The organism is uncultured Tateyamaria sp. (assembly GCF_947503705.1).
GTDB lineage: Bacteria > Pseudomonadota > Alphaproteobacteria > Rhodobacterales > Rhodobacteraceae > Tateyamaria.
The window spans coordinates 12,769-29,211 of record NZ_CANNES010000011.1; the positions used below are offsets into that span (position 1 = coordinate 12,769).

The 16,443-nt window shown below is 58.1% G+C and carries 13 protein-coding genes; 5 read left to right on the top strand and 8 right to left on the bottom strand.

The genetic code is table 11. From position 1 onward, the window contains the following. Positions 1-8: 8 nt before the first annotated feature. The 4 genes from Q1A44_RS18785 (at position 9) to Q1A44_RS18800 (ending at position 1,609) form a co-directional block, all read left to right on the top strand. Positions 9-473 (top strand): hypothetical protein, encoded by a 465-nt coding sequence (locus Q1A44_RS18785; RefSeq protein WP_299628369.1) that lies wholly within the window; start codon positions 9-11, stop codon positions 471-473. Beyond that, positions 473-748 carry a hypothetical protein gene (locus tag Q1A44_RS18790; protein WP_299628371.1) on the top strand — a complete coding sequence of 92 codons (276 nt, stop codon included), beginning with the start codon at positions 473-475 and terminating at the stop codon, positions 746-748. The genes Q1A44_RS18785 and Q1A44_RS18790 overlap by 1 nt, the downstream gene beginning before the upstream one ends. Before the next feature lie 43 nt (positions 749-791). Continuing rightward, complete coding sequence (locus Q1A44_RS18795) at positions 792-1,163, top strand: hypothetical protein (RefSeq protein WP_299628373.1); 372 nt, start codon at positions 792-794, stop codon at positions 1,161-1,163. Between the two features lie 221 nt (positions 1,164-1,384). Then, a complete protein-coding gene (locus Q1A44_RS18800) occupies positions 1,385-1,609 on the top strand; it encodes a hypothetical protein (RefSeq protein WP_299628375.1) in 225 nt (74 codons plus the stop codon). On the opposite strand, the gene Q1A44_RS18805 is transcribed toward Q1A44_RS18800, so the two are convergent. After that, positions 1,606-2,373, bottom strand: a complete 768-nt coding sequence (locus Q1A44_RS18805; RefSeq protein ID WP_299628377.1) for a recombinase family protein — start codon at positions 2,371-2,373, stop codon at positions 1,606-1,608. The two genes, Q1A44_RS18800 and Q1A44_RS18805, sit on opposite strands and share 4 nt — an antisense overlap. A gap of 5 nt (positions 2,374-2,378) precedes the next feature. Here Q1A44_RS18805 and Q1A44_RS18810 point away from each other — a divergent pair, with 5 nt between their 5' ends. After that, positions 2,379-2,726, top strand: a complete 348-nt coding sequence (locus tag Q1A44_RS18810) for a hypothetical protein (RefSeq protein ID WP_299628379.1) — start codon at positions 2,379-2,381, stop codon at positions 2,724-2,726. A 5-nt stretch (positions 2,727-2,731) separates the two neighbouring features. Here Q1A44_RS18810 and Q1A44_RS18815 read toward each other — a convergent pair whose 3' ends face one another. From Q1A44_RS18815 to Q1A44_RS18845, 7 genes are all read right to left on the bottom strand, one after another. Further along, positions 2,732-3,478: a hypothetical protein gene (locus Q1A44_RS18815; RefSeq protein WP_299628381.1), complete on the bottom strand. Its 747-nt coding sequence runs from the start codon at positions 3,476-3,478 to the stop codon at positions 2,732-2,734. A gap of 136 nt (positions 3,479-3,614) precedes the next feature. Beyond that, the gene (locus Q1A44_RS18820) at positions 3,615-6,425 is read right to left on the bottom strand and encodes an AAA family ATPase (protein ID WP_299628383.1); all 2,811 of its coding nucleotides are present in this window, start codon (positions 6,423-6,425) and stop codon (positions 3,615-3,617) included. Beyond that, positions 6,422-6,778 carry a hypothetical protein gene (locus Q1A44_RS18825; protein ID WP_299628385.1) on the bottom strand — a complete coding sequence of 119 codons (357 nt, stop codon included), beginning with the start codon at positions 6,776-6,778 and terminating at the stop codon, positions 6,422-6,424. The genes Q1A44_RS18820 and Q1A44_RS18825 overlap by 4 nt, the downstream gene beginning before the upstream one ends. Positions 6,779-6,870: 92 nt before the next feature. Further along, complete coding sequence (locus Q1A44_RS18830) at positions 6,871-7,008, bottom strand: hypothetical protein (RefSeq protein WP_299628387.1); 138 nt, start codon at positions 7,006-7,008, stop codon at positions 6,871-6,873. Positions 7,009-7,057: 49 nt separating this feature from the next. Next, entirely contained in the window at positions 7,058-7,813 is a 756-nt protein-coding gene (locus Q1A44_RS18835) for an aspartyl/asparaginyl beta-hydroxylase domain-containing protein (protein WP_299628389.1), read from the bottom strand. Further along, a complete protein-coding gene (locus tag Q1A44_RS18840; protein WP_299628391.1) occupies positions 7,810-15,021 on the bottom strand; it encodes a type I polyketide synthase in 7,212 nt (2,403 codons plus the stop codon). Before Q1A44_RS18840 ends, Q1A44_RS18835 begins: the two co-directional genes overlap by 4 nt. Before the next feature lie 96 nt (positions 15,022-15,117). Further along, on the bottom strand, positions 15,118-16,419 hold the full coding sequence (locus tag Q1A44_RS18845) for a hypothetical protein (protein WP_299628392.1): 1,302 nt from the start codon (positions 16,417-16,419) through the stop codon (positions 15,118-15,120). Between the last annotated feature and the right edge of the window lie 24 nt (positions 16,420-16,443).

Genomic DNA, 16,443 nt, shown 5'->3' on the forward strand with positions numbered 1-16,443 from the left:
AGATCGACATGGATGATCCAAAAGAAACCCGCATGATCCAAACCCGCGATGGCGTGGAGCGGATTCCGCGCACGCAGATCGGTGTTGGCCTGCGTGACTATTTCCAGAACACAGAGCTGCCCGAAGATATCGAGCGTGCACAGGTTTTTGCCACATCACGCGGCCCGGTGCTTGCGCCGCGTGATCCCGTGCCATGGACGGAAGCGCATGCGCAGAAGGTGAAGAATTTTGCGCAAGATGTGAAATCCTACATCGATGAGAAAGGCAGCTACAAATGGAAGCTCGGCAATTGCGCAGAGACCCTTTCCAATGAGACTGGCTACCCTGCCTCTGAAATGAAGGCGCATATCGTGGCGGCATTTGAGGATGCACAGGGGCAAGACCCGTTCAAATACCTACAAGGGGTGCGCGCTGAACAAGGCCTGCCCGTGCGAGGCCAGGAGCAAGCGCCTGACCAATCGTTTGAACTGTGATGGTCAAGGATGCCTTCGAGGACGTATCGCAGGAGCCTCGCGCCGATTTGGCCGAGGCTCCTGTGCCCACACGGGACAAGCTGCTGGCGCTGATCGCAAAGCAACACCAATTGCTGACCAAAATACAGCCACAGCACAAACCGACTTGGGCGCTGGATGCCCGCAAGCCCGAGTTCAAGGAATTGCGCGAAGTTTCCCGCGCGCGCACGCGGACAGAAACCCGCCTGGAAAAGGCGGCACAGGGCTTCCGCCGCGGGTTTGACTGGAACAGCTAATCGCAAATTTGCACTGATGCCGCGGAATTTGGTATTCTGGGGCATGATTTTGCAAAACATAGACTACTTGATGGATCGCGAGCGGGAGGTTCTGCTTAAAACCTGCATTCGATACATCGAACTCCCCATATCTGGTCGCCAGAGGATCGAGGCTTATGATCTCGTGTGGACATGGTACGACCGTCTTCTCGCATATCCCCATGGCAATGACGAAGATCGGCTGCACCACTTCTGGGAACGCTGCATTGTCGAAGAAGGCTGCACGCCGTCTGACGCCTTGGTGCGTCTCGTGTATGAAATTCTTGAAGGGTATGATGAACGGGGTGTCGACATCATTGACGACGCTATAGCACTGAACATTGCGCATGAGCGGATGGCAGCGTGGCGGGCGCGCAAAGCGAGCGGGCTAGAGTAAAAGTAACGGCAAGCTTAGGCTGCCGTTCAACGGATCTGGGACGTAACGCTCAGTCCTAGGGGGATATTGGCCAAGCGGCGCAGATTAACGAGCCGCCGGTTCAAAAATATTGCATCGGCCCACTTTCCGCCCAGCACAGAAGAGTCTTCGTGTTTTTCCCACGTTGAATGGGAAAAGCATGAGGCATGTAAATAACGTATTCTGACTACCAAAACGAGATCATGGCAGAGGACTTCCCTACCATTCTTGAATGCCTCGGACGAGAAGGGCACAGGCTCTTTGAGATCGAAAAAACACCCAACGGCATCAAAGTTGTGGAGCTTTGCGATGAGTACTACGGCGCGACGCTGTCTTGGAAGCAGCTACGACGCTTAATCGAAGAACTCACACAAATCCTTGAAAGTGCAGACGAGATAGACACAGGTTCGCCACGCGGTGCCGACTAGAAAGGATCACATCCCACGTCATGTGATGTCGTGGTGGACAAAACCGGATAGGTCAGCTTTTCGCGGTGAAAGGCGCGCTGCAAGGTCAATCGCGAGACGCTCAGCAAGGCTGCGACATAGCGACAAGGCAAATCCTCGGCGCACATCCAAGAATAAGCATCGTGAACAATCTCCGGGCTCAGATGCGGCGGTCGGCCCAAACGTACTCCCCGTTTACGTGCCGCTTCCAGGCCTTCTTTGGTTCGGCGGCTTATAATTTGCCGTTCGAAATTCGCAAAGGCTGCCACCATTGTGTAGAAAAGCTCGCCTTCTGCTGTTGTCGTGTCGATGGGCATCGACAGAATGCGGAAATGAACCTTGCGACGGCGTAGATCATCTGCCGTCAGCATTGCATCAATTGAGGAGCGAAAAGCTCGATCAAGATCGACAACGACGAGCGTGTCTTGCGCACGCAACTCTTGCATCAGTGTGTCAAAAACGGGTCTTTCGACAGCTGCGCCTGAAATGAATTCCACCCGCAACTCAACACATTCGGCTTCAAGTTGCATCACCTGACGATCCGTCAACTGTGACGCAGTAGAGACGCGAATATAGCCGATGCGACGGGGTTTGGGCATGCGGGGTGATCGAAAACCATCCCTTTCGATCAACCCGTTTTGAGCGCATTTTGTGGCCGCACGCGTTTGGCGCGACCTTGTATTCCTTAGCTCTTTCTTTACCGGATTGCCGGACTCTCGTATAGCCACCGCTTGAACAAAAACCATGGATTATGAACAGCATAGCGACGTGGGCTGTGGCAATAGGGTTGGCGGTGGTCTGCACATTCCATCCACAGAAATCTACCGCCGAGACATTTACGGGGGCCGAGTTTTTGACCTGGCCCGTGGACGGTCAGGACAACTACATCGGCATTGCCGTAACCATGGCATCGCTCATTGCGACGCGGGTCAATCCCTCCACTGGGCAATGTCTGGATGGCTGGTATGCTGCCAGTGAGGATGTGGCGGCCTCACGTGATGCGGAGATCCGCGCAGTGATAGCCCGCAATGCGGAATATCATCCAAGCGCGGTGATCATGCTGGTTCTGGAAGGCGCATGCGGGTCATTTGCGCCGTGAAAGACTTACTTGAGCGCCATCGGAACTGAGATTGCTGCTGCCGTTTCCACAACAGGCGCGTCCATGGGTGCGCTGTCCTGCTCAAGTGAGATGTTTGCGGGGTTGAGCCGTTGAATGCGATCCAGATCGCGTTTGAGGTCATCCAAAGACATCGCCGGATCTTCACTGTCGTAGCGATTGCGCATGTCGCCCAATACATCGTTGCGATAGGTGCCCCAGTCCGCGCGCTTGTCTTCCAAAGCCTGTCTTTGGGTTTGGGCCGCAAAGTAATCTTCGGAGCTTGGCGCATCAACTGGCCATATAATGCCCTCTGCAATCGCGGGATCAACGTCTGAGCCATCGGCGTAGACAACGCGCCCGTCCGCATGTTGAAACACGAGACGTCCATCTGGATCACGGGCGGCACGCGCCTCCAAATCAGCAATCATTTGGTGTGCCGATTCAAGCTGGCGCTCGATCATTGCAAGCGCAGTATCAGCTTCGGTCTCGGCACCGCGCAACCTATCTCCAAACTCAGTGTAAAGCGCCGCATATTCCGGATCGCGCATCAACTCTTCGAGGGTGCGGCGGGTGCGCTCGCGTTCTGCCTTGCGCCGTTTGCCATCGGGTGAACGGTCGTCGTTGGGGCTCAGGAATTTGCGCATGCGGCCTGTATCCGCGCCGCTGATCTCATTTTGCAGATCGTCGAAGTCGCGCTGGCGTTTGGCCTTAGATAGTTGTTTGGAGATGTCTTCGTCGGTGTGATCACGCATGGCGGCCTGCCTTTCCCCACGCCGCGCCGTGGGGCTTCGAACACCGCAACCACTGAACTACACCAAAATACCGTAACACACTCAATTCCATACCAAATAGTATACCGTAAATGGGGTCACCCGTGCAAATTTGGGATCACAATCCCAACTGGAAACCTGGCCGCTGTTTGGGCGCTGGTTGAGGTGTAGGTGCGGATCGCCACGTGGGACGATCTTCTTCACTGACATACAGGCGCATGTCGCGGCGATGCCGTGTCAGCGCCACGTAAGTCAGAGGATCATCCATGCTGCGCGACGCCAACACATAGGCCTGATCGACGGTCACGCCCTGGGATTTGTGGATCGTGACGGCATAGCCGTGATCAAAAGAGCGGAACTGTGCGGGATCAAACGACACGCGACCGCCATCATCGAGATCAACCGTGATCTTGGATGCGCTGGCTGTGCGCACCGTGCCGATCATCCCATTCTTGACGCCGATGTCGCGATCATTGGCGGTAAAAACCATCCGGTCACGCGCCGCAAATGCACGCGGGCCTTGGTCGGTGCTTAGCAACACGCCCTCATCCAGGTCTCCGGCATACTTCAACGTCTCGCGTACCGATTGATTGAGCGCATGCACGTCGCGACGACGATGCGCCAGGATCAGGCGCGAGGTCTCTGGCGTTGTTGCGCGATCTACCAGGTAGTCCTCGGTCAGCTGCGCGATGGCACCGTCGCGGGATGGTGCAGGCATAACGCAACCTTTTGCAGCGTAGCTGGCCACTGCCTCATGAATGCACCCCTTTGCCAGATCACTTGTGGCATCTTTTTGCCATGCCTCTTTCTGTCGGTGAATCTCAGACAGCCACGCCGCACCGTGACGGGCGATCATGACGCGAAACGGCTCACCCGCTTCAATGGCAGGCAATTGGTCTGGATCACCGACCAACACCAGTTTTGCGCCGATCTCATCTATCTTGTGGGCAATCCGGTCTAATTGCCGCGTGCCCACCATGCCCGCTTCATCCACAACCAACACGTCACCCGGTTTGATCGGGGTGTTGCCATTGGCCCAGCTGAGCTCCAAAGACGCAAGTGTGCGGCTGGCAATACCGGAGGCGTCTTGCAATCCGGCGGCCGCTTTGCCGAAAAGGGCCGCGCCATGCACCGTGATCCCGGCTTTGATCCACGCGTCATTGGCGGCGGCAAGGATTGTGCTTTTGCCTGTGCCTGCACGGCCCACAACCATCGACAGGCGCACCGCATTGGTCATGGCATGGACCGCGTCTCGCTGTTCATCGCTAAGCGCTGCGCCAAATTGAGCCAGCGCGCGGTTCTGGTTGGTCAGGGCCTGCGCAACCTGATGGTGATTTGGCGCTTTACAGGAGCGCGCCAAAAGGCTGCGAGAGGTTGATTGCAGATGTGTGTCTGCCTGGATGTAGTCGCGGGTGGTGTAACGTCGCTCGTCCCCTTCAATGCGCACCAGATCGGGTGCGGAAAGGGCGGCCTTCTTGGCTGTCAGTGCGGATATGGGATCAGGGAAGACTTTGGCCAGCGCGCGGCTGATGTCGCGCTCGTCAAAGGCCGCCTCAAAGTATCCAAGGCGCTCCAAGAGACGAACGGGCTGCGCTCTGATCTCGGCATCGGTCACCGGGCCTGTGGCTTCGGATGCCAGAAAGGTCTGTCTTGGGTCAGCGGGCGTTGCGCCTGCAAACTGATCCGTCAATCCACCTTTGAGCGGCGGTGCCGCCCCTGTGAGCTTTGCGACCAATGCGTCGCGCTCGGCGCGCAAGTCGTCCACAAGACCAAAGGCTTCGCGCCGAAGCGCTGTGCGTTTGGCCTCAAGTGCGCGGCGCTCACTCAGTTGGCTGCGCCGCAGGTCATGCCATTCGGCGGTATGGGCCGTATCAAGCCGGGCTTTCAGCGCAGCCCAGGCTTGCCGACGCTGGCGTGTCTTTGTGATCTGATCCCACAATCCAGCCAAACCGCCACGGCTTTGCAGGGTCTGCGCCTTGGCCTCTGACAAGGTTTTGGCCTGCGCGACCTTGAGGGCCTTGCGCGCTGCACGGTGGGATTTGATTTGTGCCTCACGCTGCGTATCGAGCGCGCGGCGTTGTGTGGACAGGTCGGCACGGATCTCGCGGGCAGCCTGCGCAAAGCGCGCCGTTGCATTCTGAGCAAGCTGTGCGCGGGCGGTCTCAACACCGGGCAGATCATCGGCTTCGCCGAGCTTGAATCGCACCGCTTTGGTCTTGAGACCCACAGCACGGGGCACCGCGATGATCTGGCCATCGGCGGTGACAACAACGTGGCTGCGCCGATCACCGCGTGCCAATGCCAGACCGTGCTCGGCCAAGGCGGCTTCAAATGCAGCACGGCTGTCACTGACCTCCCAGCACTGTTTGATCAATTGCTTTTGGTCGATGGCATTACGCCCACGCCGTTTGGCGGCTTGCCATTCGGCAAGAGACACACGGTCTTGCGCGGTGTGTTGGCTGTCATCAAAACCTTTGGGCAGATCAAACCCATGTTCCAAAAACAGGGTGCGGCTGATGCCCATCAGCTTGCGTTTGTAATGCGACAGGTTTTTGGCGGTCATTGTCTGGGCGTCGATCCGTGACCAGACAATATGCGCATGTCTGCGCCCGTCTTTCTCATGAAAGACAATCGCGCGCGGATGGCCCGTGAGGCCATGCGCACGCTCGATTTTGTGGGCTGCGGCCCGGAAGTCTTTGTCGGTCAACTCTGCGCTGTGTTCGGGCGGTGGATTAACAGAGACGCTGAAATAAGGCTGCACGCAGCGAGTGCCCTTGGAGATTGCGTCGATCTCGGCAAATGCACCTGCCAGATCATCACTCAGGAAGCCACGTAACTGGTGCACCGTGATATGGTCGTTGTCTTGCGTGTTCAAAAGGTGCAGTGCCAAAGCCCTGCCACCGCCGCGTTGGCTGCCTTTAAGGTTCATGGCGCTTTGCCGAGCGCCTGCATCAGCATTGCGCGCACGTCCTCAAGTAACTCGGCGCAATCGCTCAGGGTCTTGGAGGTTGCAGCGTCGGTGGTGTCTTTGTCGATATGCTGCTCAGCGTCCTTGAACGATTGGACCAAAGGATGCACAGAAAGCCGCGCGAGGATCGCCGCCAAAACACGCTGATCTGTTTTTGGACGGCGCGTTGGTTTGGCGCGCTTTGTGGCAGCATCCGCCAAAGCAGCGGTGCGCACAAAAGCACTTAGAGCCTGATCACCCGCCTTAGCCTGCAACTGCGCATACTCTTCCGGCGTGAACCGGATCGTCAGGCGGTGGTCAGGTTTAGAAGGCATGGCGTCTCAGGGTCAGAAAAAGAAAAGCCCGCCGCTCAAAAACGAGGGCGGGTGATACTGGTTGTACTGGAAAGTGAATGTGATGGCGGGCGTCAGTCGGGCGGATCAGCGTCGCGCACCGCGCCATCCACAGGAAAATCGGGCAGAGTGCTCAATAGTGCTTCCCAGCGCTCCAACTCAGTGAAAAACTCGTCCCAATGGTTCGAACACGCTCCGCGATGCTCCGCCACTTGCTCTGTACGTCGCTGCTGTACCCTTCTGAGTGATGGGCCAGCTATCCTAGACCCGAAACCTCAGCCTTTGTTGCAAGGGGATGTAGATCAGGAAACCCACGCGGAAGACTTCATACATCCATCTTTTGACCCAAGCTTGCAGCTTGGTCAGCCAAGCGTTTTGGGTGTAAAGTCGCTGGATCAGCATTGAAGCCAGCACGTGGGCGCATATGCTGCGGGTTTGTTCCTGAAACTCGGGCCGCATGACGTCGAATATGACCACGATGCGCCGTTCGTCGGTTTGGTTCCAGGCCGTGTGCGTTTGCGCATCGCAAAAGGCCAGCAGCTTGCCTTCGTCCCAGCCCTTGATCTCGTTGCCTACTTGAAAACCACAATCTGGCAGGCCTGCGGGGACTTTGATGCCCAGGTGGCACCGATAAACGGCGTCGGTGTCGCCCTGGTGCGGGTTGATGTTGGAGCCGGGCTCCAGAATGCTCATCGATAGGCTGGTCACACCGGGGACAGCGTTCATGATCTCAACCGTCTTGGGGCATTTTTTGTAATTCTCGTGCATGCGCAAACCCCAGAACATGATCCCCATGGTTTTCCAGTGCCGGGGCGGAAAGGCCATAGCGTGGTTGAATGAATAGGGTTGCACGCGCTCGGGGTTTTCCTTGGAAAGGGCAAAGAGTTCGTCGCGGATGACCTCCCAATTGTCCTCGAATACCTTGGCCCAAGCCAGCTCTTGAGTGTCATAGAAGAAGGGCTGATCGCCGCGAAAACGACCGCTGAAGATTGCATACCACGGCTCTGGTTTTGTCATGTCAGGCTCTCCTTTTCTGCCAGCAGCATGCGTTCGGCGCGATCAATGGCCTGCGCCACCATTGCCGGGTTGGTCAACAGCACCTGGTGATCGCCATCGACGCGCGTGCACTGAAACGCGTTTTGCGACAACTCTGCCCATGCCTCGACCCGGTCCGGCGTGACGAGCGTATCTTCTTGACCATAGAGCACGCATACGGGCGGTGTCATCGCGACGTCGGATGGCTGGTACGTCGCAAAAAGCGTCAGGTCGGCACGCAGTACGTCCTTGAGCTTTTCAACGACGATGCGGCGTTCGTCGTAGTCGTCGGTGTCACCGTAAGCTTCCATGATCTCTGTCACAAAAGCGTCGTCATCCAAAAGATGGGTGGTCCGCGTCGCGCCGTTGGGGCGGGGCCTGTTGGCGCCTGACAAAACCACCAAACGAGGCGACCTACCATCCGTATGGGTCAGCTTGATCGTCAGCTCATAGGCCAAAACAGCGCCCATGGAATGCCCAAACAGGATATAATCACTGTCCACCGTAACAAGATCCCGGGCGATCTGATCCACCAGCGCATGAATATCCTGAACCGGGGCCATATGTCCCATATCCTCGCGGCCCGGAATTTGTACCGCAACGACGTGGCGGGTGCCGTCGAGTGCATTGGCGAGGTTTTGATAGGCAAACGCCCCCGATCCCGCAAAGGGCAGGCAGACGAGCGTGGGGCAATCCGGAACAGGCGCGTTGAGGGGGCGTAGCCAAGAGGCTGGTGCCAAAGGCTCTGCCGCGATCTGAGCGGGCGGGGCAGAGTGATTGACCTGTCCGTCGATGACCAAGGGCCGCGGGGCATCGCCGCTTCCGTCACCGCCCTGAACCACATCAAAGATGAATTCGCAGAGCGCGTTGATCGTTGGATAATTATAGGCAACGGTGGTGGGGAATTCGCACTGGAAATAGTTTTCGAGGTTTGCCGCGAAGGTCAGTGCCATCAGCGAGTCCATGCCCAGAATGTTAAACCGCATGTCGCCGCTGATCTCGTCGGCGGTGTCCAGCAACGTAACGGCCTGCAACTCTTTGCGAATGACCCGCTGGATAATGTCGAGGGCCACGTCGGGTTCCACATCGCGCAGAGCCGTCAAGCGATCCGAATCCGAACGTACAGGCCGGTCTTCGCTCTGATGGACATGAGCAAAGAACGAAGGCTGCGGCGCAAATTTGATGACATGCGAGTAGGATTGCCAATCGACTGCACAAATCATGCTTGTGGCGCGATCCGCGGCCATCGCGGTTTCCAGGGCAGCCGTGGCATCGGCTACAGGCATCAATTCAAAACCCAGCTTTTGCAGTGTCGGTTTCTCACTGGGCGCGGCACTCATCCCCACTTCGTCCCACGGCCCCCAATTGACGTTGGTCACCGGCAGCCCTTGCTCGCGCCGCACCTCTGCCAAACAATCTAGAAAGTGATTGGCGGCGGTATAATGGCTGAGCTTGGCAGAGCCCCAGAGGGACGACACGGTCGAGAACAGGACGAAGCAATCCAAGTCGCGATCCTTGGTCAACTCATGCAATTGCCAGCTGGCCTGAACCTTGGTTTTCAGCGTGGACAGCAGCCGGCGGACATCGACGTTTTCGACCAGATCGAACCAGTTTTCTCCGGCAGCATGGACGACACCCCTGATCGGCACATCGCTGTCGTCAAAGGACTGGAACAGCGCCTGAACGGCGGGCGCATCCCGGACGTCAAGCTGCCGTGTCTCGACGGTCACGCCGGTCGCGCGCATCTCCTTGATACCGTCAATGATGGGGTGCCAGGCATCGTCTGACGCTATGTCGGTCCAGGATGCCTCTGGCGGCAGGGCCCTGCGTGACAGCAGAACAAGGTGATTTGCGCCCTTGGCCGCCAGCCATTTCGCCGTCGCAAATCCAAGGCCTGCCAATCCGCCGGTTACGATATAGGCGCCGTCACACCGCAGTCTGTCGCTCCGTTCCAGTTTCAACGGATCGGGCTTGAGTTGCTGGGCGTAAAAGCTTTGGTCGCGCAAGGCGACGAATGGTTCAAACTCGGGGTTGATGACTTTGTGCACAATCAATCTTGCCGATGCGGTAGGGTCGTCGCACAGGTCGACGTCGATCATCCCGCCGCGGGTGTCTGGCTGCTCAAGATAGAGAGTCTTTCCAAAGCCCCAGAGCGGCGCGCCGGCGGCAGTCAGATCAGGCGTCCGTTTCGCGATGGGCACGGCTTGGGTGTTATTGGTCACCAGCCAGATCGGGCTGATGACAACCTGTTCTTTGAGCGCATGCAAGAACCAGATCAGCCCGGTGAAATCGCGGGTCTGCTGGGCGTTGAGGGCCGCGAGGTCGCCTTCTTGAACTCGCGCGTTGTGCGAAACAAACACGATTTTCCACGGCATATTCTCGGCCGTGCGCCGCATATGGTAGATGTCCCATACGGCCTCGTGCCAGTCCTGTTGCGTGGGCGCATCGGGCATTTTGATACGCGCACCAAGCTTGGGATAGGACTGCGCCTGTTGGCGTTGTGGGGTGCCATACTCAATCCAGAAACAGGAATCACCACGCCCGTCGATGGTTTTGCACAGCGAGGCCAGCAGGCTCGCGTCCGGGCCGACCACAACCCAGTTGAACCGCCGATCCTTGAACCCGCCTGTGTCAGGGTCGGTAGTCAGTTTTGTCCAGTCGAGTGTGTAATGCCAATCATCGGTTGTCTTTTTGGGAACGGGCGGGGTTTCTGACGGCACCAGGGCCGTATCGGCCCCCTCTGCTGACTGCGGCATCGGGGTGGTTGTGCTGCCTTGATAATGAGCCTGGTGACGGGCAAAAGCCTCGGCGTTGATGGCCTTGATCCAATGGCGGCTGCGGTCAAAGACCTGTGGCGGGAGCCGCTCCGGGTAGAAATGACCCTCGTAGATCGTGGACCAATCCACATCCAATCCACGCTGGTAAAAGGTGGTCATGGCTTCGATAAAAAAACTGTCCTCCTGTCGGAATTTTCTGGTGAACAGCAGGGTGCGCAGGTACTTCGCGTCCCGTTTGCGCAAATTGGCCAAGGCAAGGGCGAGGCACGATCCGCCCGGGCCAATTTCAACGAAATCCAAGTGTTCTGAGCGCATGGTTTCAAGCGCTTGGGCGTATTGTACGGGATGGCGGAGGTGATCCAGCCAATGATTGACCGATGGCGCGTCAGCGACGTAATCGGCTGTCACGCTGGACACCCAAGGACGGTTCGGCGCGTGGAACGTCACCTGCTCCAAGAGCAGCCTGTAGTCTTCAAGGATCGGCTCGACGATTGGGCTGTGAAAACCGAACCTTGTGTTGAGCGGATGCGTTTCCGTTCCGTCGGCCTCCAGCTCTTGCTGAACGGCCATGATGTGGTTGATGTCGCCCGAGATTGTGACCTTGCCACCGGCATTGAACGCCGCGATTTGCCCCCGTTCGGGATCAAGCCTGTCTTGGACCTCGTCAGCGGGCGCATTGACCACCAGCATGCAGCCGGGCACCTCCAACCCCTCCATCAACTTGCTACGGTGATAGAGTAGCCACATGGCGTCTGTGGGCGACAGCACACCGGCTGCGCTGGCGGCCGCAAATTCCCCCATGCTGTGCCCCAGCACGATCGCGGGCGTGATCCCGACCGTTTCAAAAAGTACGGTCAACGCGTGTTGCACCGCAAAGAGGATGGGCAAGCTGTGGCGATCGTGGGAAATGTGATGATCCGCGTCGGAAAAGGCCACATCTGCCAGGTTCAGCCCCGGCTCCAACGGATTGAGAACGGCGGCACAGCGGTCAAATTCCCTTCGAAACACGCTGTATCGTTGGTAAAGCTCTTTGCCCATCTGATGGTAAAGCTCGCCCTGTCCCGAAAACAGAAAACAGGGTTGATGTGATTTGGTTGCCGCGCTGTCCCACGTATCCAGCGCAAGCAGCTTGTCCAATTGATCCGCAGCATCAGGGCCCTGAAGCGCGTTGACGCAAACCCGGTGCTTTTGATCTGATCGACCTTTGGCAAAGGAGTAACTGATATCAGCGAGCGGAATGCCAGGTGCGCCGTGTAGCCAGGCCGATGTGGCCGCCATGTTGGCTTTCAGGCTGTCGCGGGTGGGCGCGGAGAGTGCAAGCGGGTAATACTGATATCCATGCATTGGTGGGTGGTCGGGCATGTCCCGGCCATTGTCATCAGGTTGCGACAGAATGACGTGGGCCAGCGCGCCCCCAAACCCGAATGAACTGATAGCCGCGAGACGCGGTTTGTCACCGTGTGGTGCCCAGTCTTCCAACTGGTTCGGTACAGCAAGGCGTCCCGCCGACAGGTCGATGGCGGGGTTCAGGGTGTTGACGTGGATTTGCGGCGGGATCTGTTGGTTTTGGAGAACAAGCACCGCCTTGATCAGCCCGGCAATCCCCGCGGCGGATTCCAGATGCCCGATATTCGCCTTGACCGCGCCTAGCCAGCACACAGAGTCCGCATCATCAGCGTGCCGCCCATAATGTGTGTTGAGCTGTGCAACCTCAATCGGATCGCCAGATGCAGTGCCAGTGCCGTGGGTCTCGACGTAGGAGATCTGGTCGCCCGACAGCCCGCCTTGGCGCAAGGCCCGCGCGATCAAGCTGTTTTGGGCCGCACCGTTTGGAAAAGTGATACCAGCCGCGTGCTGTGATCCAGCGCCGTCCTGTGCTGCGGCGCTGGCCTTGATATCGGCCAGAATCCTGTCGCCATTTGCAATCGCCGCAGAGCGCCGTTTGATCATCACCAGGCCACAGCCTTCGGCGCGCACGTAGCCATCTGCGCTGGCATCAAAAACCTTGCAGCGCCCTTCGGGGGACATCATGCCGAACTGGCTGAGAACAATGGTCGAGCCGGGCGACAGGATTGCGTTGACGCCCCCCACAATCGCCTGATCGCACTCGCCTAACCGCAGGGCCTGCACGGCCAGATGAAAAGCGGTCAGCGACGAGGAACACGCCGTGTCCACGCTCATGCTGGGGCCGTGCAGATCATAGAAATATGACAGCCGATTGGCAGCAATACTGCCCGCGTTGCCAAGGCCGGTATAGGCATTATAGCTGGATATGTTCGGGCTAAGCGTGATCTTGGCGTGCAGGTAATCCGAATTGCTGATGCCGACATAGACGCCTGTATTGGTGCCCGCGAGGTCGGATTTCCTGGTCCCTGTGTTTTCAAGCAAACGCCAGGAGGTTTCCAAGAGCAAGCGATGCTGTGGGTCGGTCTCGCGCGCTTCGATGGCGGAAAGACCAAATAGATCAGCGTCAAAGCTTTCGATCTCATCAATGAAGCCGGCCCATTTGGTGTTGGACTTGCCGGGAATGCCGGGGCGTGGGTCATAACAAAGGTCGTTGTCCCAGCGGGTCTTGGGCACTTCAGTGATCGAATCCACGCCTTGGCACAGGTTCTGCCAGAATTGATCCAACGTGTCGGCACCGGGAAAACGGCAAGCCATGCCAACGATGACAATCGGATCATCTTCATCCCTGACGTTCGAGCGGGCAGGGGCCGCGCGTGCCGCATCTTGCGATGTATCAGCTGGGTTGAGCCGGTTGTGAGAACCCAGTTGGGGAAGCGACCCTTCCAGAAACTGCGTCAGGCAGGCGCGTCGCATGAGTTTGGCGCTTGTTGTGCGCGGCAGCTTGCCTTTCGGAACACATAGAATGGTGTGCGGTGCCATGCCGAAATTTTCGATCAGGCAGGCCGCTATCCGTTTCTTGGTCTGCGCCACGTCGGCGGCAGAGCTGTGGCGGTGCATCTCTTGAAAGATATAAAGGTCTTCTTCCTTTGTGCCGTGTTCGGACACAGCGACGGTGGCCATTCCGTCCAGTACATCCGCCAGATGCGAGGCGAGGCATTGTTCCAAGTCTTCGGCTGGAAAATTCCTGCCGCGCACGATCACCACGTCTTTGTAGCGTCCTGAAATATAGATGCGCCCGGACGAAACACGCCCCAAGTCCCCGGTCGGCAACTCGCCGTTGTCGGTCAACAGCGGCCCGGTGCTGCTGGTTTGGGCCAGACTGTCGCCAGACAGATGAATTTCACCCTCATCGCCCTCGGCGCAGAAATCACCGGTTTCGGGATCGCGGATTGTCACTGATATACCGGTTTCAATTGTATAGGGCAGAAGGGCACGCTTGGTGCTGCTGCCCGTCTCTTTGTAAAGCACATGGTCGCGCAGATCTGTCAAACCCGCGCGCCCCCCGGCGGCCAGAAGGCCTGCTTCGGCCAGTCCGTAGACCGGGCGTAGTGCGTTGGGCGCAAGGCCACATGGCGAAAACGTTTTGGCAAATGCATCGAGATCTTCCAAACTCACCGTCTCTGCACCGATAAAGATTTGTGTCCAGCACGACAGGTCCCAATGTTGCTGGGGCGCAACTCGGTCGGCACATAGCCGCAAGGCGAAATTCGGCGTGGCAGCTGAATTGGCCCGGTAGGTGTGGATGGCGTCGAGCCACAGGGCGGGGTCACGCAAGAAGGTGTTGGGTGTCATGAATGCACCAAACCCGCGCGTGTAGAGTACCGTCAGCAAATGTCCGACCAGCCCCATATCGTGGTGAAGTGGCAGCCAACTGACCAGGCGCACCGGGGCGGAGCGATCAAATACTGCGTCCATAAAACGCAAATTTGCCAGGACGTTCTCATGCGTCAGCGCGATGCCTTTGGGACGCGCGGTCGAACCGGATGTGTATTGAATATACGCAATGTCGGAAGGAGCCGGATAGGGGTGGTTGTCCGGTTCGGACACCGCGCGCGCCATCATCAGGTCTTCGATTGACAAGACAAGGACGTCGCTCAGCCCAGCCTCCTGCAAAAGCTGTTTGGTGGTCTCCAGCGCATTACTTTCAAGGACAAGACAGCGCACATCGTCTTCTCGCAATGTCCGCAGAACGCGGCCAAATCCGACATGGTTGCGCCGTGTCGGCAGCGGCGGGATCGGTGCAGGGATTGCGCCCGTCCGCATCAACGCAAAGAAACAGGTGACAAAGCGTGCTTGATCGCTGATCGCCATCAACGCAACGTCGCCGGGTCGCACACCAGTTTCTGCCAGAACGTCAGCCAGCCGGTCGCTGCGGGTCTTGAGCATCTTTACCGAAATCTCGGACTTGAGCCGCCCGCGACTGTCCAAAAAGACCATGGCATTTGAATCCGAAGCGGCAGGTCCGTCATCGTCCAAAAGGTCGGTCAGAGTTTCAAATGAACGCACTTGTTTGTCCTATTCCGCCACGTGTGCCGTTGCGATCATCCAATGCGTGCAAAACCGGGCCACAGGCCGGGCTTGCACGAAAGTTTGGACGGCTTGTTAGGTCAGGCTCCGAGCCGGGATAACGCTTGGGGTGGCCCCGAGCTTGCCGGGGGCACCGGCGGGCCCGCTGCCCCCGTCGCCGTTTCCGTCGGGGCTGAGACCGCCCGCACCGCCGGAGCCGCCCGCACCACCTTGGCCCGCGAGCACTTCGGTCTCGATATGTGCGGTGTCGCGTTTGACCACTCGGACAGGATCGACAATTTGGCTGCCGTCACCGCCATTGCCGCCTGCGCCGCCCCTGCCGCCTGGCCCTGAAATCCCCTGCGGGGAACTTGCGCATCCAGTTGGGGTGAAGCCGGGAAAGCCGCCGGGGCCCCCGGTGCCGCCCTGGCCGCCGTCACCGCCATCTTGGCCAGAACCGCCCTTTACCATCAGATGCAAGGGCTGACCCACTGTCGCAATGATGTCCACATTGGCCGCTTGCAGGTTGCGCCCGGGGCCGCCCTCTGCACCTTGTCCACCCTGCGCGCCCGGCAGGCCTTCCCGACCGTGTTCGGGTTTGCGCGTACAGATATATTTGCCGATTTCTTTGTCAAAGAAGCTCTTGCCAGCTTCGGCATCCTTGGGCTGTTCGGGTGTGGCACCAACGGCGCCTGTCTGTGCCTCGGGGGCGGAATAAGGCTCGCCGGCGATCAGGATTTGCGGGCCGTCCTTTGCGTCTTTGCCGGATGTCTGATCGGTGATCGTCACTTGGCCAAAGAACAGGCTCGCCTTGCTGTACACTGCGATCCGGGCGGATGCGGCCATTTCCACATACGAGAAATTCAACACAATCGGCTCAAGCCCGTCGATGACAAGTGTTGTGCCAGGCCCCAGAACCAGCTTGTTACCGGTATAGGCGGTGAGTTGAGAAGGAAAGAGCACGCTGTCGATTTCTTCCAGTGTCCGCTCTGGTACGCCCAAACCCCCAAATGCAAAGACGGAGGCCAGCTTTTCCATTCTGGCTTTGAGCAAACGAGCCTCGTCAACATCGCCAGGTTGAGCGACGAGGTCCGGGCGCATGTCACCCAGCGTCACCTCCCCCATATCTTCTTGCAGCTTTTGCAGCGCGCGAATGGCAGGTCCGTCCTGAGGCTTGTCATTCAGCAAGATATTGCGCAGCTCGGCAATTCCCTTTGTTTTGAATACGTGTCCCTTGAGAGGGCCGGACCCATCACAACTGACAATGACTATCGGGGTATTCGGGTCATCAAAAGTAACTTCCTTGCCAGCCGTGAAATCATGCACACCCAGTCCGACATTCTTGTTCACTTCAGCAAAACGTTCAGCAATTTCGTGTTCGATATCAGTGTTGGTCATAATGTTCCTCGCGTCAAAATAAGG

Bases quoted from the DNA above. Each gene is read 5' to 3' on its own strand.
- Q1A44_RS18820 (WP_299628383.1), bottom strand. From the start codon at position 6,425: ATGAACCTTAAAGGCAGCCAACGCGGCGGTGGCAGGGCTTTGGCACTG.
- Q1A44_RS18810 (WP_299628379.1), top strand. From the start codon at position 2,379: ATGAACAGCATAGCGACGTGGGCTGTGGCAATAGGGTTGGCGGTGGTC.
- Q1A44_RS18825 (WP_299628385.1), bottom strand. From the start codon at position 6,778: ATGCCTTCTAAACCTGACCACCGCCTGACGATCCGGTTCACGCCGGAA.
- Q1A44_RS18845 (WP_299628392.1), bottom strand. From the start codon at position 16,419: ATGACCAACACTGATATCGAACACGAAATTGCTGAACGTTTTGCTGAA.
- Q1A44_RS18795 (WP_299628373.1), top strand. From the start codon at position 792: ATGATTTTGCAAAACATAGACTACTTGATGGATCGCGAGCGGGAGGTT.
- Q1A44_RS18800 (WP_299628375.1), top strand. From the start codon at position 1,385: ATGGCAGAGGACTTCCCTACCATTCTTGAATGCCTCGGACGAGAAGGG.
- Q1A44_RS18805 (WP_299628377.1), bottom strand. From the start codon at position 2,373: ATGGTTTTTGTTCAAGCGGTGGCTATACGAGAGTCCGGCAATCCGGTA.
- Q1A44_RS18790 (WP_299628371.1), top strand. From the start codon at position 473: ATGGTCAAGGATGCCTTCGAGGACGTATCGCAGGAGCCTCGCGCCGAT.
- Q1A44_RS18835 (WP_299628389.1), bottom strand. From the start codon at position 7,813: ATGACAAAACCAGAGCCGTGGTATGCAATCTTCAGCGGTCGTTTTCGC.
- Q1A44_RS18785 (WP_299628369.1), top strand. From the start codon at position 9: ATGGATGATCCAAAAGAAACCCGCATGATCCAAACCCGCGATGGCGTG.
- Q1A44_RS18815 (WP_299628381.1), bottom strand. From the start codon at position 3,478: ATGCGTGATCACACCGACGAAGACATCTCCAAACAACTATCTAAGGCC.